Raw genomic sequence first — 20,840 nt, forward strand, 5'->3', positions numbered from 1 at the left:
GCGCAGGCAATGTAGCATGGCGGACAGAAAAAAGGCGACTGTATAACAGTCGCCTCAGGAAAATACGATCAGTTTATTAACAAGTTACTTATCGTTTTTAACCAGACCATCTAAATAACGTTCTGCATCCAGCGCAGCCATACAGCCGGTGCCCGCAGACGTGATCGCCTGACGATAGGTATGATCCATCACGTCGCCAGCGGCAAATACGCCAGGAATGCTGGTTTGCGTCGCGTTGCCCTGCAGGCCGGACTGCACTTTAATGTAGCCGTTTTCCAGCTCCAGCTGACCGGCAAAAATCGCGGTGTTTGGGCTATGGCCGATAGCGATAAACAGACCGGCAACCTCTAACGACTCCGTCAGGTCGCTGTTCTGGGTGCCGCGCAGACGTACGCCGGTGACGCCCATCTGATCGCCTAACACCTCGTCCAGTTCGCGGTCGGTGTGCAGAACGATGTTGCCACTCTGTACTTTTTCCATCAGGCGATTAATCAAAATCTTCTCGGCACGGAACGTGTCGCGACGATGAATCAAATGAACCTCAGAAGCGATGTTTGAAAGATAAAGTGCTTCTTCCACTGCGGTGTTACCACCGCCGACAACGGCGACTTTCTGTTTACGATAGAAGAAACCGTCGCAGGTAGCGCAGGCGGAAACCCCTTTTCCTTTAAACGCTTCTTCTGACGGCAAGCCAAGATAACGGGCGGACGCGCCGGTGGCGATAATTAACGCATCGGCGGTATATTCGCCGCTGTCGCCCGTCAGACGGAAAGGGCGGTTTTGCAAATCGACCGTATGAATATGATCGAAAATGATCTCGGTATTAAATTTCAGCGCATGCTCGTGCATACGTTCCATCAACAGCGGACCAGTTAGATCGTTTGGATCGCCAGGCCAGTTTTCAACGTCGGTAGTTGTGGTTAGCTGACCGCCTTTTTCCAGGCCGGTAATCATTACCGGATTCAGGTTCGCGCGTGCCGCATAAACGGCTGCGGTGTAGCCCGCCGGACCAGAGCCCAGAATAAGCAATTTACTGTGTTTGGCCGTGCCCATGAGATCCTCATTAGTTAACTGGCAACATGGAGCCAGATTGTAGGGAATTTAACGGCGCAAAAAAAGCGTTCTGCGATTTTGTTAACAATTGATGCAACAGGTTTAAACGATGAGGCATTCTCACGGTAACGGCATCATAAAAAAGAGGGCATAAGGAATAAATCGCAGGCAAAACGCACAAAATAACCGGTTAAAAATAGCCGTGACGCCAGCTGGCTGGCATGTTCTCCTGATTTTCAATGTTTTGCTTTGACAATCGCCTGCGCTTTTGCGAAAACATTGTGGGAAGCAGAGAATATTTGGGCTATGTAAACAGGGTTTCGTACCAGCTTTTGCGTACAACGCCGAATAAACTCAGCCTGTCATTCGTAATGACGCATGGTGTGGACAGACAGCATGCGTCATGCGGATGGGCGCTGCAATAGCAACAGGCTCTATGTCTTCACTTAACGAAAGACCCTGTACAGTGACGTCGTTCAGGGTATGGCAGGTAAAGGGAAGGAATGAAGAGAGACAATAATAATGGTAGACAATAAAAAACGCCCCGGAAAAGACCTCGACAGAATCGACAGAAATATCCTGAATGAGCTGCAGAAGGATGGTCGTATCTCTAACGTTGAGCTTTCCAAACGTGTTGGGTTATCGCCCACGCCGTGCCTGGAACGTGTACGCCGCCTGGAACGCCAGGGTTTCATTCTTGGCTATACCGCATTGCTCAATCCGCACTATCTCGACGCATCGCTGCTGGTTTTCGTTGAGATTACTCTGAATCGCGGCGCGCCTGACGTGTTTGAACAATTTAACGCCGCCGTGCAAAAACTTGAGGAAACTCAAGAGTGTCACCTGGTTTCCGGTGATTTCGACTACCTGCTGAAAACCCGCGTGCCCGATATGTCCGCTTACCGTAAGCTGCTGGGCGAAACCCTGCTGCGTCTGCCGGGCGTGAACGATACGCGTACTTATGTGGTCATGGAAGAGGTTAAACAGAGTAATCGTCTGGTTATTAAAACGCGGTAACACAGGGCAGGTGCAAAACCTGGTGGTATTCGGTACACTCCTGTGAATTCATACAGGCACAGCGTCGGTAAAGCCGGCGCTGTTTCCTTCATAGTTTACAGGTACCTGGAGAGTTCTCTTGAGCCAGGAATATACAGAAGATAAAGAAGTGTCACTTAAGCCGCTTAGTAGTGGTCGCCGTCTGCTCGAAGCGTTGCTGATTCTCGTTGCGCTATTTGCTGTCTATCTGATGGTGGCGCTGATTAGTTTTAACCCTTCCGATCCCAGCTGGTCGCAGACCGCCTGGCATGAACCTATCCATAACCTGGGCGGCAACGTCGGCGCCTGGCTGGCCGATACGTTACTGTTTATTTTCGGGATAATGGCCTATGCCATTCCGCCCGTTATTCTTGGTCTGTGCTGGATAACCTTCCGTCAGCGCGATCGCCAGGATTACATCGACTATTTCGCTGTTGGCCTGCGCCTGATCGGCGTACTGGCGCTGGTGGTAACCACCTGCGGCCTCGCGGCGCTGAATGCGGATGATATTTGGTATTTCGCTTCCGGCGGCGTGATCGGCAGCCTGGTCAGCAATGCCATGGGGCCTTATTTAAACGGTGCAGCCGGAACCCTGGCTTTATTATGTTTGTGGGCGGCCGGCTTGACGCTTTATACCGGCTGGTCCTGGCTGACGATCGCTGAAAAAATCGGTGCGGTTGTGATGGGCGTGCTGACGTTTGCCAGCAATCGCTCGCGCGCTGACGACAGGTGGTATGAAGAGGAAGAGGACCATCCGGCGCCGGTAATCAAAAGTGCGGTTCAGCTGGAAGAAGAAGATGATGTACTACTCTCGCCGCCGCGTAAGCTTCAGCCTGCTGAAACTATGGACACCGCAACAGAGGCTGAAGACGATCCGCTGTTTGCTAAGCCGTCTGCCGCTGCGGTAGCCGTTCAGTCACGCGCTAACGGAAGCGAACTTCCTTCATCCGCTCAGCCGATAGTGAACGAGTCCGCTCAGCCATTGGTCGATTCAGCGCCGCAGGGCGCTTCAGCCCAGGACACCGGACATAAAGCGCCAACCGCGCCGCAATCCCATACGCAGAGCGTAACGCCGTCCAGCGCTGAAGCCGTCGCCGCTACAGGTTCTCTTTCTCCGCGTGCAGCCGTTCAGCCCGAAAATGCAAATACGTCGCCGCCGCTTTACCGTTTTGAAGTGCCTGAGCAGCAAGCTGCGTCGTTTATGCCTGTGCCAGATGATGATGGCCCGCAAATGGGCAACTGGCAGGAAACGGTGGCTTCACCTTCAGCGCAAAGCGTCACGGCCGCTCCCACCGTTGCCGCAGCCGCTCAGACTATGGCGACACCGTTTATGCCTTCCGCCGCGCCAGAGGAAAGCAACCCGCAGATTAAACAGGGTATCGGGCCGGAACTGCCGCGCCCGAAACCGGTCAAGCTGCCTACGCGTCGCGAATTAGCCTCTTATGGCATTAAACTGCCTTCACAGCGTCTGGCTGAAGAGAAAGCGAAGCAGGAAGCTCAGCAACAGGTCACTTCTCAGCCTGATGACGAGCAGGCTACTGCCCAGCAGCAAGAGCAGCTACGTAATGCGTTTATGGCGCAGCAGCAGGCACGTTATGGCGCAGAGTTTACGCCTGAAGATGACGAGCAGGCTCAGGAGCAGGCAGCGCTGGCACAGCAGTTCGCCGAGCAGCAACAACAGCGTTACGGGCAGCCGCAGCAGGAAGCGCCGCTTCAGCAGCGTGATGAACAGCCGCCGCAGCAGAATCTTCAGCAGCGCTATGTGCAGCCTGAACAGCCAGAAGTGATCTATCAGGCTCAGCCGCAGCATCCTGCTCAGCCGCTTTCGACGGAAACGCATCGTTCTGACGCGCAGCCGGTGGCAGAAACCCGTGCGCAGCCGCACGATGTTTCCAGCTTCACGATAGACCCTGTTGCCGCTTTCGATTTTTCTCCGATGGAAGATCTGATAGATGATGGGCCGTCGGAGCCGCTGTTTACCATTGCCGCAACGCCTGAGCCTGAGCTTCCGGCAACGGAGCCGCAGTGGCGTCAGCCATCGGCCGAGCCGCAGTATGACAGCCAGCCGACGGTGGTTCCGGCTCCGCAGCCTCAGCAGGCGGCGGCGCCAGCTTCTCAGTGGCAGGGCGGAGAACAGCCCGCTTATGCGCCTGCCGCTGAAGCGCCGCAACAACCTGAAACCCTGCCGGACAGCCTGATTCATCCGTTCCTGATGCGTCACGAGCAGCCGACCCATAAACCGACGACTCCGCTGCCGACACTTGATCTGTTGACCTCGCCACCGGAAGAGGAAGAGCCGGTAGACATGTTTGCTCTTGAGCAAACGGCCCGGCTGGTAGAGGCGCGTCTCGCTGATTATCGCGTCAAAGCGGAAGTGGTCGGAATTTCTCCTGGCCCGGTTATCACCCGCTTTGAGCTTGATCTGGCACCGGGCGTGAAGGCAGCGCGCATTTCTAATCTGTCGCGTGACCTGGCGCGTTCGCTCTCCGCTGTTGCCGTGCGCGTGGTGGAAGTGATCCCTGGTAAGCCTTATGTCGGCCTGGAACTGCCGAACAAGCGCCGTCAAACCGTTTACCTGCGTGAAGTGCTTGACTGCGCCAGCTTCCGGGATAATCCATCGCCGCTCGCGGTGGTGTTGGGTAAAGATATTGCGGGACAGCCGGTAGTGGCCGATCTGGCAAAAATGCCGCACCTGCTGGTTGCCGGTACTACCGGCTCGGGTAAATCGGTTGGCGTAAACGCCATGATCATCAGCATGCTGTATAAAGCCACGCCGGAAGAGGTGCGCTTTATTATGATCGACCCGAAAATGTTGGAACTCTCCGTCTATGAAGGTATTCCTCACCTGCTGACGGAGGTGGTTACCGATATGAAAGATGCCGCCAACGCGCTGCGCTGGAGCGTAGGGGAAATGGAGCGTCGTTATAAGTTAATGTCTGCATTGGGCGTACGTAACCTGGCCGGCTATAACGAGAAAATCGAGCAGGCTGAAGCGATGGGCCGTCCTATTCCCGATCCGTTCTGGAAACCCGGCGACAGCATGGATACGCTGCCGCCGACGCTGGAAAAACTGCCTTACATCGTGGTGATGGTCGACGAATTCGCTGATTTGATGATGGCCGTCGGCAAAAAAGTCGAAGAGCTAATTGCGCGTCTGGCGCAAAAAGCGCGTGCTGCCGGCATTCACCTGGTACTGGCTACTCAGCGGCCATCGGTGGATGTCATTACGGGCTTAATTAAGGCGAATATACCCACGCGTATCGCCTTTACCGTGTCCAGTAAAATCGACTCGCGTACTATTCTCGATCAGGGCGGCGCGGAATCGCTGCTGGGTATGGGCGATATGCTTTATATGCCGCCAAACTCATCAATTCCGGTACGTGTTCATGGCGCTTTTGTTCGCGATCAGGAAGTGCATGCAGTGGTTCAGGACTGGAAAGCGCGCGGACGACCTCAGTATATTGAAAGCATCACCGCCGGTGAAGAAAGTGAAGGCGGCAGCCTTGGGCTGGAAGGTGACGAAGAGTTGGATCCGTTGTTCGATCAGGCGGTCTCCTTTGTGGTTGAAAAACGCCGCGCTTCAATTTCAGGCGTGCAACGCCAGTTCCGTATCGGCTATAACCGGGCTGCGCGCATTATTGAGCAGATGGAGGTTCAGGGTATCGTTTCTCCGCCGGGGCATAATGGTAACCGTGAAGTGCTGGCGCCGCCGCCGCACGAAATGTAATACAACGGCCATGCGCTGTCAGAGAGTGATACGGGCCGGATTTACCGGCCCGTTGTTTATTTAAGCATCAAAGGGCGGTTAACCGCGGCGCTTTCAGCATTTTCTCCTGTCGGGAAGTGGGCGGTCGGTCTAATGTATAAAAGAACCGCCGCCTGATGCGGAATAACACGACTTAAAAAGGAATCGGTAGTCATGAAAAAATTAGTACTTGCTTGCGGTTTGCTTTCAGCTCTGACCTCCGGCGCCGCACTGGCCGATGCGTCCAGTGAACTACAACAGCGTCTGGATAAAGTCAGCAGCTTCCATGCCAGCTTTAGCCAGAAGGTTACCGACAGTAGCGGTTCAAATGTGCAGGAAGGTGAAGGCGAACTGTGGGTTAAACGTCCTAATCTGTTTAACTGGCATATGACTGCGCCGGATGAAAGCGTGATTATTTCTGATGGTAAAACCCTGTGGTTCTATAATCCTTTCGTCGAGCAGGTCAGCGCGACCTGGCTGAACAGCGCAACCAGCAATACGCCGTTTATGCTGATTGCCCGTAACCAGCGCAGCGACTGGAAACAGTATAATGTGAAGCAGCAGGGCGATAATTTTGAACTGACGCCTAAAACCGATGCCGGCAACCTGAAGCAGTTTATGATTAATGTTTCCGGCAATGGCACCATTAATCAGTTCAGCGCTATTGAGCAGGACGGCCAGCGCAGCAGCTATGTGCTGAAAAGCCAGAACAACGGGCCGGTCAGCGCTGATAAATTTACCTTTACGCCACCGAAAGGGGTGACGGTAGACGACCAACGTCAGTGAGGTTGAGTTGAGTAATCTCTCCCTTGATTTTTCTTCCGAGCAGTTTCAGCCGTTGGCCGCGCGTATGCGGCCAACAACGCTGGCGCAGTATATTGGCCAGCAACATCTCCTCGCCCCAGGCAAGCCTTTAACGCGCGCCATTGAAGCAGGGCATCTGCATTCAATGATCCTTTGGGGGCCTCCCGGCACCGGTAAAACCACGCTGGCCGAGTTAATTGGGCGTTACGGGAATGCGGATGTTGAGCGCATTTCTGCGGTCACCTCCGGCATTAAAGAGATCCGTGAAGCGATTGAGCGCGCGCGCCAAAACCGTCAGGCTGGACGGCGCACCATTCTGTTTGTGGATGAAGTGCATCGCTTTAATAAAAGCCAGCAGGATGCATTTTTGCCGCATATAGAAGACGGCACGATCACCTTTATTGGCGCGACGACTGAAAACCCTTCGTTTGAACTCAATTCCGCGCTGCTGTCACGCGCTCGTGTTTATCTGCTGAAATCTTTAACGGCTGATGATATCGAAATGGTGCTACAACAGGCGCTGACCGATCGCGAGCGCGGATTGGGCAAAGAAAATATTGAGCTGCCTGAGGCTACCCGTCGGAGCATCGCCGAACTGGTGAACGGCGATGCGCGCCGGGCGCTTAATACGCTGGAAATGATGGCGGATATGGCTGAGAGCGACGAGCAGGGTAAACGGACGCTGACGCCGCAACTGTTAAATGAGGTCTCCGGCGAGCGGGCGGCGCGCTTTGATAACAAAGGCGACCGCTATTACGATTTAATCTCCGCCCTGCATAAATCGGTACGAGGGTCGGCGCCTGATGCCGCGCTTTACTGGTACGCACGCATTATTACCGCTGGCGGCGATCCGCTTTATGTCGCTCGGCGCCTGTTAGCTATCGCCTCGGAAGATGTTGGCAATGCCGATCCGCGTGCGATGCAGGTCGCTATCGCCGCCTGGGACTGTTTCACCCGCGTAGGTCCAGCGGAAGGCGAGCGCGCTATCGCTCAGGCGATTGTCTATCTGGCCTGCGCACCAAAAAGCAACGCGGTGTATACCGCTTTTAAAGCCGCACTGCGCGATGCACGCGAAAAGCCCGATTTTGATGTGCCGGAACATCTGCGCAATGCGCCTACGCGCCTGATGAAAGAGATGGGGCTTGGCAAAGCCTATCGTTATGCCCACGATGAGCCAAACGCCTACGCCGCAGGCGAAGACTATCTTCCGCCGGAAATGGCGCAAACGCGCTATTACCAACCCACCAGCCGCGGGCTGGAAGGTAAAATTGGTGAAAAGCTCGCCTGGCTTGCCGAGCAGGATCAAAATAGCCCGACAAAACGCTACCGCTAACCCAGACGTTGCGGTAAGGTTAGCGCAAAGCCAGGTGGACCCTGAAGGAACGCTTTGGTTCAAAACCTTTTTTTAATTACAGTAAGCACAGGATAAGCATGCTCGATCCCAATCTGCTGCGTAACGAGCCAGACGCAGTCGCAGAAAAACTGGCACGCCGAGGATTTAAACTGGATGTGGAAACGCTGCTCTCCCTTGAAGAGCGCCGTAAAGTGCTGCAGGTTGAAACTGAAAACCTACAGGCCGAGCGTAATGCGCGTTCCAAATCTATCGGGCAGGCTAAAGCGCGCGGCGAAGATATTGAGCCGCTGCGTCAGGAAGTGAATGCGCTGGGTGAGCGTCTCGATGCTGCTAAAGCCGAACTGGATGTGCTGCAAAATCAGATCCGTGATTTCTCCCTTGCCTTACCCAACCTGCCCGCGGACGAAGTGCCCGTAGGGAAAGATGACAGCGAAAACCAGGAAATCCTGCGCTGGGGCGAGCCGCGCCAGTTTGATTTCACCGTACGCGATCATGTTGATCTGGGCGAAATGGCGAAAGGTCTGGACTTTGCTTCGGCCGTCAAGCTGACCGGCTCACGCTTTGTCGTGATGCAGGGCCAGATTGCTCGACTGCATCGCGCGCTAAGCCAGTTTATGCTCGATCTGCATACGCAGCAGCATGGCTATACTGAAACCTATGTGCCTTACCTGGTTAACCATGCGACGTTGTATGGCACTGGTCAGCTGCCGAAATTTGGCGAAGATCTGTTCCATACCCGTCCGCTGGAAGAAGAAGCGGACAGCAGCAATTATGCGCTGATCCCTACCGCTGAAGTCCCGTTGACTAACCTGGTGCGCGATGAAATCGTCGAGGAAGAATCTCTGCCGATTAAACTCACCGCTCATACGCCATGTTTCCGCGCAGAAGCAGGCTCTTATGGTCGTGATACGCGCGGTCTGATCCGTATGCACCAGTTTGATAAAGTTGAAATGGTGCAGATCGTTCGCCCGGAAGATTCCATGCAGGCGCTGGAAGAGCTGACGGGCCATGCGGAAAAAGTGCTGCAGTTGCTTAACCTGCCGTATCGTAAAGTTCTGCTTTGTACCGGTGATATGGGTGCTGGCGCTACCAAAACCTACGATCTGGAAGTCTGGCTGCCGGCGCAGAACACCTATCGTGAGATTTCATCCTGCTCCAATATGTGGGATTTCCAGGCGCGTCGTATGCAGGCGCGCTGCCGTAGCAAAAACGACAAGAAGCCTCGTCTGGTGCATACGCTGAATGGCTCCGGCCTGGCGGTTGGCCGTACGCTGGTGGCAGTGCTGGAAAATTATCAGCAGGCTGATGGCACGATTGAAGTACCAGAAGTACTGCGTCCTTATATGGGCGGTTTAACCTCTATCGGATAAATTTTCCCTGTAAAGTATCAGGCCCGTCGTTATTACCGGCGGGCTTTTTTTTATTAAATAAATATATCGATCTCGCCTCGTTTTTTATTTTTATCCCGTTGTTTTTATTGTTTATAGCCGTTACGTTGCGCAACTTTTCATCACTCCTCAAACGCTGAAGATAAAAATATTAAATCGGCCTGAAGCAAATTGTGCGGCGCTAAAATTCCGCCGATTGACTTTAAAAACAAGAGTGGCAATATTCGCGCACTTTCTCTCTCTTCCCTGTGATTTAACCGATGTCCACCTGGTCTCGTCCCGTTGTGCTTTTACTGTGTGGCCTGCTGCTGCTGACGGTTTCTATTGCCGTGCTTAATACCCTGGTGCCTTTATGGCTGACGCACGATAACTTACCTACCTGGCAGGTGGGTCTGGTCAGTTCATCTTATTACACCGGAAACCTCATCGGAACCTTACTGGCGGGTTGGCTGATCAAGCACTATGGATTTAACCGTAGTTACTACTTCGCATCGCTGGTTTTTGCTATCTCTACGGCGGCACTGGGCTTGAGCGAGGGGTTCTGGGGCTGGACGCTCTGGCGTCTGGTAGCGGGTATCGGCTGCGCCTGGATTTGGGTAGTAGTTGAAAGCGCCTTGCTTTGCAGCGGCACGCTACGTAATCGCGGCCAGCTGTTAGCTGCCTATATGATTGTTTACTATTTTGGTACCGTTGCTGGCCAGCTACTGTTAAGTAAAGTTTCTACAGAGCTGATGAGCGTTTTGCCCTGGGTGAGCGCTGTGATTGTGACAGGCGTGCTGCCGATTATTTTTATGAAAATTACTGCTGCTGCCCATGAAGAAGAGGGCGCGCCGAGCCGTATCTGGCCAATGCTGCGTCGTCGTAGCTCACGGCTTGGCATCAACGGCTGTATTATTTCCGGCATGGTGCTGGGGTCGTTGTATGGCTTGATGCCGCTCTACCTTTCACATCAGGGCATCAGCGATGCAAACGTAGGTTACTGGATGGCATTACTGGTAAGCGCAGGGATCGTAGGTCAGTGGCCGGTAGGTCGTATGGCCGATCGCTATGGCCGTTTGCTGGTGCTGCGTGTGCAGGTGTTTATTGTCATCCTCGGCTCTATTGCAATGCTCAGCAATATGGCCATGGTTCCGGCGCTCTTCATTTTGGGCGCGTCCGGTTTTACGCTGTACCCGGTAGCGATGTCCTGGGCGTGTGAAACCGTTAAACATCATGAACTGGTGGCAATGAATCAGGCGCTGCTTTTAAGCTATACCATCGGGAGCCTGGCCGGACCAAGCATGACTGCGATGCTGATGCAGAATTATTCTGACAGGCTACTCTTCGTCATGATCGCCGCCGTTGCGCTGATCTATTTAGTGATGCTATTGCGTAAAGCGGATCATCATATTACGCCGGTTGCGCAGGCATAATCAGACATGAAAAAAGGGCGACGATGTCGCCCTTAGCTTTTGGTCATCAGATCAATACATAACCTTGTGACCGTAACCTTCCAGAATATGCTTGATGCGATCCATCGTTTCCGCTTTTGGCGGTTTTACGCCATCCAGCTTGTACTCTTCACCCATTGCTTCCCACTTATGTTTGCCAAGTTCGTGATAGGGAAGCAGTTCAATTTTCTCGATGTTCTTCATATCGCGAGTGAACTCGCCCAGGCGATGCGCGGAGTCGTCATCATCCGTATAGCCTGGCACAATGACATAACGTATCCAGGTGCGGATCCCTTTCCTGGCAATATAGCGGGCAAAATCCATGGTGCGGTGATTGGATACGCCAACCAGAATCTGATGAATATCATCATTAATCTGTTTCAGATCGAGCATAACCAGATCGGTCACTTCCAGCAGCTCATCAATAACGGGATCGTAGCGACGCACAAAGCCATTGGTATCAAGGCAGGTATGAATACCTTCTGCCTTACAGGCTCGAAACCAGTCACGAACAAAGGCCGCCTGTAGTATTGCCTCGCCGCCGGATGCGGTAACCCCACCGCCCGATGCATTAATAAAATGACGGTAAGAGAGAACATCTCTCATTAGTTCTTCAACCGTCACCTCTTTACCGCCATGCGTATCCCAGGTATCGCGGTTATGGCAGTAGAGGCAGCGCATCAGGCAGCCCTGAAAGAAAGTAATAAAGCGGATACCTGGACCATCAACGGTACCACAGGATTCAAATGAGTGAATACGACCGACAGATGATGACATTGCGATGAGTTCTCCAAGGTGAACCTGCCTGGCAGGCGGCGCAGTCTTTAACGGGCGCTGCGCTAAGTGAGTCTGTTTTGCCAGAGACCTTATTATAGATCTCTGGCAAAGCAGGCTGTTGCTAAAAAGGCTCCCGCAGGAGCCTTTTACTGGCGGGAAGAGAATTACAGGGACTGAGTGAAAGTACGAGTAATTACGTCCTGCTGCTGCTCTTTAGTCAAAGAGTTGAAGCGAACCGCATAACCTGAAACGCGAATGGTCAGCTGCGGATATTTTTCTGGATGTTCCATCGCATCCATCAGCATTTCACGGTTCATAACGTTAACGTTCAGATGCTGACCACCTTCGATTGCCGCTTCGTGATGGAAGTAACCATCCATCAGGCCAGCAAGGTTAGTCTTACGTACATCGTCATCTTTACCCAACGCATTCGGCACAATAGAGAAGGTGTAGGAGATACCATCTTTCGCGTAGGCAAACGGCAGTTTCGCCACAGAAGTCAGAGAGGCAACAGCACCTTTCTGGTCACGTCCGTGCATCGGGTTAGCACCCGGGCCGAAAGGCGCACCGGCGCGACGTCCGTCCGGCGTATTACCGGTTTTCTTACCATAAACCACGTTGGAGGTAATGGTCAGTACGGACTGTGTCGGTACGGCATTACGATACGTATTCAGCTTCTGAATTTTCTTCATGAAGCGTTCAACCAGATCGCAGGCCAGGTCATCTACGCGCGGATCGTTGTTACCGAACTGCGGATATTCACCTTCGATTTCGAAGTCAACAGCCAGACCGTCTTCATCACGAACCGGTTTAACTTTGGCGTATTTAATCGCTGACAGGGAGTCTGCCGCTACGGAAAGTCCGGCGATACCACAAGCCATAGTGCGATATACGTCGCGGTCATGCAGTGCCATCAGCGCCGCTTCGTAGCTATATTTATCATGCATGTAGTGGATGATGTTCAGCGCAGTGACATACTGTTTAGCCAGCCAGTCCATGAAATGGTCAAGGCGAGTCATAACGGTGTCAAAGTCCAACACGTCATCTGTAATCGGCGCTTCTTTCGGGCCGACCTGCATTTTCATTTTTTCGTCAACGCCGCCGTTGATTGCGTACAGCAATGTTTTGGCGAGGTTGGCGCGAGCGCCGAAGAACTGCATCTGTTTGCCGACAATCATCGGGCTAACGCAGCAGGCGATAGCATAGTCGTCGTTGTCAAAGTCAGGACGCATCAGATCGTCGTTCTCATACTGAACGGAAGACGTATCGATGGAAACTTTGGCCGCATATTTTTTGAAATTAATCGGCAGGTTTTCTGACCACAGAATGGTCATGTTCGGCTCTGGAGACGGCCCCATGGTGTACAGGGTGTTTAGGAAACGGAACGTGGTTTTGGTAACCAGCGTACGGCCGTCAACGCCCATACCAGCCAGAGACTCTGTCGCCCAAATTGGGTCGCCGGAGAAGAGTTCATCATATTCTGGTGTACGCAGGAAGCGCACCATACGCAGCTTCATTACCAGATGGTCAATCAGCTCTTGCGCTTCCAGCTCAGACAGTTTACCTGCCTGCATGTCACGTTCGATATAGACATCAAGGAAGGTAGACACGCGACCAAAGGACATCGCTGCGCCATTCTGTGATTTCACTGCGGCCAGATAAGCGAAGTAGGTCCACTGTACGGCTTCACGAGCGTTAGTTGCCGGGCGAGAAATATCGCAACCATATTTAGCTGCCATCTCTTTCAGCTGGCCCAGAGCGCGATGCTGTTCAGAGATCTCTTCACGCAGACGAATCGTCGCTTCAAGGTTAACGCCGTTTTCCAGATCGCTCTGCAAAGAGGTGAACTGGTCAAACTTATCCTGCATCAGATAATCAATACCGTACAGCGCTACGCGACGATAGTCACCAATGATACGACCACGACCGTAAGCATCCGGCAAGCCAGTCAGGACGCCAGATTTACGGCAGCGCAGAATATTCGGCGTATAAACATCGAACACACCCTGGTTATGGGTTTTACGATATTCGGTAAAGATTTTTTTCAGCTGCGGGTCCAACTCGCGGTTATACGCTTTGCAGGAACCTTCCACCATTTTGATACCGCCAAAAGGAATGATGGCGCGTTTCAGTGGTGCGTCAGTTTGTAAGCCGACGATTTTTTCCAGGCTTTGGTCGATATAGCCTGCATCATGTGAAGTGATGGTAGAAGCAACGCTGGTATCAAAATCAACCGGCGCGTGGGTGCGGTTTTCAATTTTGATGCCTTCCAGCACTTTGTTCCAAAGCTGGGTGGTTGCATCGGTAGCGCCGGCCAGGAAGGATTCATCTCCTTCATACGGCGTGTAGTTTTTCTGGATGAAATCGCGAACGTTAACTGATTTCTGCCATTCGCCTGCGGCAAAACCTTCCCAGGCGGCAGCCAGTTTTTCATTGAGCTCGGTCATAATATACCTACCTTCTGATAAAAGTTCTTTTTTTGAACCAGCAGCGACTGGCTGCCGGTTCGAATTCGTTGTGCGGTTGCTGCTAGTGTGCAGCGTTACCGCGCAGATAAATAACCCAGTACGTTAACCCTACCAGCAGACCACCACCGATAATGTTGCCAATAGTGACGGGAATAAGGTTATCCATAATAAAGTGGCTAAGTGTCAGATTTGGGAACTGAGCGGCAGTTGTCCCAGTCGCTTGCCAGAATTCGGGTGATGCAAAATCACGAATGATGATGCCTAAAGGGATCATGAACATATTGGCGATGCTATGTTCAAAACCACTGGCAACAAACATGGCTACCGGTAGTACCATCGCCAGCATTTTGTCTGTCAGGCTGCGACCGGAATAACTCATCCAGATAGCCAGACAAACCATTAAATTTGCCAGGGTACCGAGGCAAACGGCCTCGATAAAGGTGTGATGCATTTTGTGATCGGCGGTTTGTAAAACATTTAATCCCCACGCGCCGTTCGCAACTTCATACTCGCCGGAAAACCAGATCAGACCAACAAAGAACAGCGCGCCAAACAGGTTACCGATATAAACATTAATCCAGTTGCGTGCCAGCTGTCCCCAACTAATGCGACCGCTGGCTTTCGCGACCACAATCAAAACGGTAGAGGTAAACAGGTCTGCTCCGCATACAACGACCAACATCAGTCCAAGGGAAAAGCAAATACCGCCAACCAGCTTCGCCAGACCATAAGGAACATCCGCGGTGCCTGTCGTGGCGGTAATATAAAAAACAAAGGCAATAGAGATAAAAACACCAGCATTAATGGCCAGAAAGAAGGTGGTGAGAGGATGTTTCGTGGCTTTATAAACACCCGCTTCTTCTGCAACTTTTGCCATAGCCTGTGGCAATAATAAATTGAAAGGATTGTCAGTATTCACACTAACGGACTCCCATAAAAAATTTTCGTAGAGATACTAACAAAGGAGTATTTCGCGAAAATTGATATAGATCATATTGGGCGAGAGCGTTGGAAAGCGAAGCGCTAATTTTGAATGGCGATATTGATATAAATAATTGAAATTTAATAATAAAAATTATTTTAATTTATGCATTAAAAATTGAATATAGCATTTGATGCAAAAGGTATCGTTATTCTTAAGTGAGTTAATTTCTATTAAAAGTAAATGAATTGATAATGAATGAGTGGTTTATTTAATAAATATTTAACCTAAATAAACAAGCCAGCTGATTTATATCAGCTGGCTTAAAATTTCAAAAGTGTTGCCTTTATTTCCAATAATTACGTTTGGCTTGTTGTAGCTTTTCATACGCTGCAAGTAATGCCTGATGCGCTGGGAAAGCTTGCAGGTTACTGTCAACAGCCTGTAAGCCCCAGAAGGGCGCTTCGCCGCTAATTGCGGCCGAGGCTGCTTCAACTGCCGCTGCGCCATACATACGTACAAAGGCGTGATAATACTGTGATGGATCGCGTTCTTCTTCTTGAGTCAGCAGTAACAGCGTTTGCAAGCAACGATAATAATTAGCGCGCTCAGCGGTGAACACCGAACCATTGAACTCCATCGTCCACTCTGTCCAGATTAACGCCTGTTCAAGGTCGCCGCCCGCCAGAGCCAGCATCGCTTTTAGTTCGCCAATACGTAGCGTATACCAACCGTTATCCTTACCTGTGGCCAGCCCCAGCAGTTCACGGACTCGGGTAAAATCATCGTGGCCTTCTTCGTCCAGTTGTTCTATCAGCGCCAGGTAATCGGCTTTATCCCACTGGCTATCTGGCAATGCCAGCAGTGTTTCCCGCAGATTGGCGCCCATATTATTGTTAGCCAGTAAAAGATCTTCGGCTGGATAAATATCAGACATGCCAGGAACAATGATGCGGCAGGCATAAACATCCAGATGCTCATAATCGGCAATATAAACGTCTTTATCTTCAGCTTTGAAGATCGCCATTAATGTCGCGAATTCTTCTTCAGTAGAGCCGTCGAAGCGCCAGTCAACAAATGGATAATCTGCAGATTCTTTAAATAAATCCCAGGAAATCGAACCGCTGGAATCGATAAAGTGCGTTTCCAGGTTGGCATGTTCCGCCACTTCTTCATCGTCAAACGTTGGCGGGGTAAACACATCCAAATCCTTGAGGCTGCGGCCCTGCAACAATTCTGTAACTGTACGTTCCAGCGCGACGCCAAAATCAGGATGGGCGCCGAATGACGCGAAGCAGGTGCCATTTGCAGGGTTAAATAGCACCACGCAAATGACGGGATATTTTCCACCTAACGAAGCGTCATAGGCAAAAATGGGGAAGCCTTCAGCTTCAAGGCTGTTAATGGCTTCGACAACACCGGGATAACGATCCAGTACATTTTGCGGGATAGCCGGCAGGCTGATTGCCTCTGCAATAATGCGGTTTTTCACATAACGCTCAAACACTTCGGAGAGGCCCTGTACGCGTGCTTCATTACGCGTATTACCAGCGGACATGCCGTTGGACACGTACAGATTGCCGATAATGTTCATGGGAATATAAACGGTCTGCTCATCGGACTGACGAATAAAGGGCAAGGCGCAGATTCCGCGTTCGATATTCCCCGACTGTAGATCGATCAAGTCGCTGGCGCTTAACTCATTTTCCGGGTCGTAAAACTGGCGCAGGCGGGGATCCAGAATGCCCTCTGGCAGGCTGTCATCATCTGGTAGCGGGAACCATTTTTCATTAGGGTAATGTACAAACTCGCCGTTAGCGATGGATTCGCCCAACCAAAAGTCGGCAAAAAAGTAGTTTGTCGATAAGCGTTCAAAATACTCGCCCAGTGCGGAAGCAAGCGCAGCCTTCTTGCTGGCGCCTTTGCCGTTGGTAAAGCAAAGTGGGCAATCACGGTCGCGAATATGCACTGACCAAACATGAGGAACAGGATTTAACCAGGAAGCTTCTTCAATATTGAAACCGAAATCCCGCAGTTTTTGCTGGAACCGAGCGATGGAATCTTCCAGGGCGGCATCTTTGCCAGGAATAAAGGTTTGGGTCATGTGGCCTGCTATATGTTGGTTGGGCGTAAAGCGCGCAATGATACGTATTTTCCCTTGCCGGCGCTATTAGCGCGCTGCGATTTACTTTTCTGCATCATGGCAAAATTATCGCTTTCTTTCTGTTTCAACAATTTCGCCACGCGCGGAGCCTCACAAAATATCGCACTGGTTTACTTTCACCACATAAGCTGTTGCGGCAAGCGCCTGAAAAATGGGCGTGCTTTCGGATAAATGTTTGCAGCCTGCGAAGGGCAGTGATAAAACCGATAGCCTATTCATAAACAGCAGATCTGACAGTGGTGACGGGAAATGACGCAGATTTATAATTTTAGCTCCGGCCCAGCAATGTTGCCGGTAGAAGTGCTTCGTCGTGCAGAGCAAGAGCTTTGCAACTGGAATGGACTGGGTACGTCAGTGATGGAAATTAGCCATCGCAGCAAGGAATTTATTCAGGTTGCAGAAGAAGCCGAGAAAGATTTACGCGATTTGCTGAAAATCCCCGATAACTATAAAGTTTTGTTCTGTCAGGGCGGCGCACGCGCGCAGTTTGCCGCAGTGCCTATGAATTTGTTGGGGACAGCCAAAACCGCTGATTATATTGATGGCGGCTACTGGGCACATAGCGCGATTCAGGAAGCGAAAAAGTACTGCGCTCCGAATGTAATCGACATTAAATCAAACATTGACGGCAAGCGGGCTTTATTGCCGATGAGTAAATGGGCATTAAGCGATGATGCCGCTTATGTACATTTTTGCCCCAATGAAACTATCGATGGCGTAGCCATTGATGAGCAACCTGATTTTGGCGATAAAATCGTGGTAGCCGATTTCTCCTCTACGATTCTCTCGCGTCCGCTGGATATTAACCGCTATGGTGTAATTTATGCTGGCGCGCAGAAAAATATCGGCCCGGCCGGTCTTACGTTAGTTATTGTCCGTGATGATTTGTTAGGTAAAGCGCAGCAGGCGCTGCCTTCGGTGCTGGATTATAAAACGCTGGCTGAAAATGACTCTATGTACAATACCCCGCCAACCTTCGCCTGGTATCTTTCCGGGCTGGTGTTCAAATGGTTGAAAGAGCGTGGCGGTATTAGTGAAATGGATAAAACCAATCAGGCGAAGGCCGACTTGCTGTATAGCACGATCGACCGCAGCGACTTTTACCGCAATGATGTCGCGGACCGTAACCGTTCAAGAATGAATGTACCGTTTCAGCTGGCTGACGCCGCGCTGGACAAACTCTTCCTGGAAGAGTCCTTTGCTGCCGGCCTGCATGCGTTAAAAGGGCATCGTGTCGTTGGTGGAATGCGTGCTTCTATTTATAACGCTATGCCGCTGGAAGGTGTAAAAGCGCTAACCGAGTTCATGGCGGATTTTGAACGCCGGCACGGCTGATTAACCACCAGTTTAATATTCTTTAGAAACCTCGCTTTGATGCGAGGTTTTATCGTACGGGCTTTACGGAGAAAAGTTTTACATGCAGGAATCCCTGACACTACAACCTATAAAACGCGTTAACGGCACGGTAAATTTGCCAGGTTCTAAAAGCGTATCTAACCGCGCTTTGCTGTTGGCAGCGCTGGCTCAGGGGACGACGCGCCTGACGAACCTGTTAGACAGTGATGACGTAAAACATATGCTGAATGCGCTTAGCGCATTAGGAATCAGCTATACATTGTCAGCGGATCGTACTCTCTGTGAAGTCAACGGCGCTGGTGGCCCATTACAGGCAGATAAAGCGTTAGAACTTTTCCTTGGGAATGCAGGAACGGCAATGCGTCCTCTGGCTGCGGCGCTTTGCCTCGCCAACAATGATATTGTGCTGACCGGCGAGCCGCGTATGAAAGAGCGCCCGATTGGCCACCTGGTAGATGCGTTGCGTCAGGGCGGCGCGCAGATTGATTATCTTGAGCAAACCGATTATCCCCCGTTACGCATTCGCGGTGGTTTTACCGGCGGAGAGGTTAGCGTTGACGGTAGCGTTTCCAGCCAGTTTTTAACCGCTCTGCTGATGGCGGCACCGCTGGCGATGCAGGATACGCAAATCACTATTAAAGGTGAGCTGGTATCAAAACCTTATATCGATATTACGCTGCATCTGATGAAGACCTTTGGCGTAACAGTAGAAAATTATAACTATCAACGGTTTGTTATCCGCGGGCAGCAAAGCTACGTTTCCCCCGGCAGCTACTTAGTGGAAGGTGATGCCTCTTCTGCATCTTATTTCCTTGCCGCGTCTGCTATAAAAGGTGGAACCGTACGCGTTACAGGCGTTGGTCGTAACAGCGTTCAGGGCGATATTCGTTTTGCCGACGTTTTAGAAAAGATGGGTGCCGAAATCGAGTGGGGCGATGATTATATAGCCTGCACACATAACAAACTCCGCGCCATTGATCTGGATATGAATCATATTCCCGATGCGGCGATGACTATCGCTACGACCGCACTGTTTGCTGAAGGCACGACGGTATTGCGCAATATCTATAACTGGCGAGTTAAAGAGACCGATCGTCTGTCTGCGATGGCGACTGAGTTGCGCAAAGTCGGCGCGGAAGTTGAAGAGGGGCATGATTTTATCCTTATTACTCCGCCGCAACAGCTTATCGCCGCTGAAATTGGAACCTATAACGATCATCGCATGGCGATGTGTTTTTCGCTGGTAGCGTTGTCGGATACGCCCGTTACTATTCTTGATCCTAAATGCACAGCCAAAACCTTTCCTGATTATTTTGAGCGGCTCGCTGCCATCAGTACGCCAGCCTAAACAATCAACGCCGTCATTTTCTCTTCAGGAAGTGACGGCATCCACGTTTCGTCATTTTTTATCCGTTAGCGGATGTTCTTAAAAAGAAGAATATTTACCGACTGCCTATGCTTAAAGATATCGTTCCGAAGGATTGCAGCGTATAATATGCCGCGACTTGTGAATGAGTGCAGGTAGCCATAAGAACGACCAGCTGCGACAGGAGAATAAAATGACGGCAACAGCCCCGGTAATTACCATTGATGGTCCAAGCGGCGCGGGTAAGGGCACGCTCTGTAAGGCAATGGCTGAGGCGCTGCAGTGGCATCTGCTTGATTCTGGCGCAATTTATCGTGTATTAGCGCTGGCAGCCCTGCATCATCAGGTAAATATCGAATCAGAAGAAGCACTGGTGCCTATCGCCGCGCATTTAGATGTGCGCTTTATTTCAACTGATGGTGAAATGGCTGTCATTCTTGAAGGCGAAAATGTCACCAGCGAAATTCGCACCCAGGAAGTTAGCAATACGGCATCAAAAGTGGCAGCTTTCCCTCGCGTACGGGAAGCGTTACTGCGTCGCCAACGTGCGTTTCGTGACGTCCCCGGCCTGATTGCCGATGGGCGGGATATGGGAACGGTGGTTTTCCCTGATGCGCCGGTGAAAATTTTTCTGGACGCCAGTTCTGAAGAGCGTGCGCATCGCCGCATGCTACAGTTGCAGGAAAAGGGCTTTAGTGTTAACTTTGAACGCCTTTTAGCCGAGATAAAGGAGCGCGACGAGCGCGACCGTAATCGGGCTATTGCGCCGCTGGTGCCGGCGGAAGATGCTCTGGTGCTGGATTCAACCAGCATGAGTATCGAGCAGGTGATTGATACTGCCCTCAATTATGCCCGTGAAAAACTGGCTTTATCGTAGGGCTGGCGGCTAACAGATGTAATAACCTGGTGACAAGGAACGTCATCAGGCATGTTAAACAACCCCATCCGGCAGGAAGTCAGATGGACGTTAAATTTACC

The 20,840-nt window shown here is 51.5% G+C and carries 15 protein-coding genes; 10 read left to right on the forward strand and 5 right to left on the reverse strand.

The window, feature by feature from the left end; translation table 11 throughout:
* Positions 1-84: 84 nt before the first annotated feature.
* On the reverse strand, positions 85-1,053 hold the full coding sequence (gene trxB / locus P3C52_RS04975; RefSeq protein WP_275554090.1) for a thioredoxin-disulfide reductase: 969 nt from the start codon (positions 1,051-1,053) through the stop codon (positions 85-87).
* 522 nt (positions 1,054-1,575) lie between these two features.
* On the opposite strand from trxB, the gene lrp reads away from it, so the two are divergent.
* The 6 genes from lrp (at position 1,576) to P3C52_RS05005 (ending at position 10,791) form a co-directional block, all read left to right on the forward strand.
* Positions 1,576-2,070, forward strand: coding sequence for a leucine-responsive transcriptional regulator Lrp (lrp, locus tag P3C52_RS04980; protein ID WP_017347019.1), 495 nt, complete (start codon positions 1,576-1,578; stop codon positions 2,068-2,070).
* A 118-nt stretch (positions 2,071-2,188) separates the two neighbouring features.
* On the forward strand, positions 2,189-5,815 hold the full coding sequence (locus P3C52_RS04985; RefSeq protein WP_275554091.1) for a DNA translocase FtsK 4TM domain-containing protein: 3,627 nt from the start codon (positions 2,189-2,191) through the stop codon (positions 5,813-5,815).
* Positions 5,816-6,007: 192 nt separating this feature from the next.
* Complete coding sequence (gene lolA / locus P3C52_RS04990; RefSeq protein ID WP_275554092.1) at positions 6,008-6,619, forward strand: outer membrane lipoprotein chaperone LolA; 612 nt, start codon at positions 6,008-6,010, stop codon at positions 6,617-6,619.
* A gap of 7 nt (positions 6,620-6,626) precedes the next feature.
* Complete coding sequence (locus P3C52_RS04995) at positions 6,627-7,970, forward strand: replication-associated recombination protein A (RefSeq protein ID WP_275554093.1); 1,344 nt, start codon at positions 6,627-6,629, stop codon at positions 7,968-7,970.
* Between the two features lie 98 nt (positions 7,971-8,068).
* Positions 8,069-9,361, forward strand: a complete 1,293-nt coding sequence (gene serS / locus P3C52_RS05000) for a serine--tRNA ligase (RefSeq protein WP_275554094.1) — start codon at positions 8,069-8,071, stop codon at positions 9,359-9,361.
* A gap of 278 nt (positions 9,362-9,639) precedes the next feature.
* Positions 9,640-10,791 carry an MFS transporter gene (locus P3C52_RS05005; protein ID WP_275554095.1) on the forward strand — a complete coding sequence of 384 codons (1,152 nt, stop codon included), beginning with the start codon at positions 9,640-9,642 and terminating at the stop codon, positions 10,789-10,791.
* Between the two features lie 51 nt (positions 10,792-10,842).
* Here P3C52_RS05005 and pflA read toward each other — a convergent pair whose 3' ends face one another.
* From pflA to ycaO, 4 genes are all read right to left on the reverse strand, one after another.
* A complete protein-coding gene (gene pflA / locus P3C52_RS05010; protein ID WP_275554096.1) occupies positions 10,843-11,586 on the reverse strand; it encodes a pyruvate formate lyase 1-activating protein in 744 nt (247 codons plus the stop codon).
* 164 nt (positions 11,587-11,750) lie between these two features.
* Complete coding sequence (gene pflB, locus P3C52_RS05015; RefSeq protein ID WP_275554097.1) at positions 11,751-14,033, reverse strand: formate C-acetyltransferase; 2,283 nt, start codon at positions 14,031-14,033, stop codon at positions 11,751-11,753.
* 82 nt (positions 14,034-14,115) lie between these two features.
* A complete protein-coding gene (focA, locus tag P3C52_RS05020) occupies positions 14,116-14,973 on the reverse strand; it encodes a formate transporter FocA (protein WP_275554098.1) in 858 nt (285 codons plus the stop codon).
* A 349-nt stretch (positions 14,974-15,322) separates the two neighbouring features.
* Positions 15,323-17,080 carry a 30S ribosomal protein S12 methylthiotransferase accessory factor YcaO gene (ycaO, locus tag P3C52_RS05025; RefSeq protein WP_275554099.1) on the reverse strand — a complete coding sequence of 586 codons (1,758 nt, stop codon included), beginning with the start codon at positions 17,078-17,080 and terminating at the stop codon, positions 15,323-15,325.
* Here ycaO and P3C52_RS05030 point away from each other — a divergent pair.
* The 4 genes from P3C52_RS05030 to cmk all read left to right on the forward strand — a co-directional run bounded on the left by P3C52_RS05030 (position 17,072) and on the right by cmk (position 20,739).
* Positions 17,072-17,311 carry a hypothetical protein gene (locus tag P3C52_RS05030; protein WP_275554100.1) on the forward strand — a complete coding sequence of 80 codons (240 nt, stop codon included), beginning with the start codon at positions 17,072-17,074 and terminating at the stop codon, positions 17,309-17,311. The two genes, ycaO and P3C52_RS05030, sit on opposite strands and share 9 nt — an antisense overlap.
* Positions 17,312-17,389: 78 nt before the next feature.
* On the forward strand, positions 17,390-18,475 hold the full coding sequence (gene serC / locus P3C52_RS05035; protein WP_275554101.1) for a 3-phosphoserine/phosphohydroxythreonine transaminase: 1,086 nt from the start codon (positions 17,390-17,392) through the stop codon (positions 18,473-18,475).
* Positions 18,476-18,557: 82 nt separating this feature from the next.
* Positions 18,558-19,844, forward strand: coding sequence for a 3-phosphoshikimate 1-carboxyvinyltransferase (aroA, locus tag P3C52_RS05040; RefSeq protein ID WP_275554102.1), 1,287 nt, complete (start codon positions 18,558-18,560; stop codon positions 19,842-19,844).
* 211 nt (positions 19,845-20,055) lie between these two features.
* A complete protein-coding gene (gene cmk / locus P3C52_RS05045; protein WP_275554103.1) occupies positions 20,056-20,739 on the forward strand; it encodes a (d)CMP kinase in 684 nt (227 codons plus the stop codon).
* Positions 20,740-20,840: the final 101 nt, after the last annotated feature.

It is taken from the genome of Mixta sp. Marseille-Q2659 (genome assembly GCF_940807255.1).
Lineage (GTDB): Bacteria > Pseudomonadota > Gammaproteobacteria > Enterobacterales > Enterobacteriaceae > Mixta.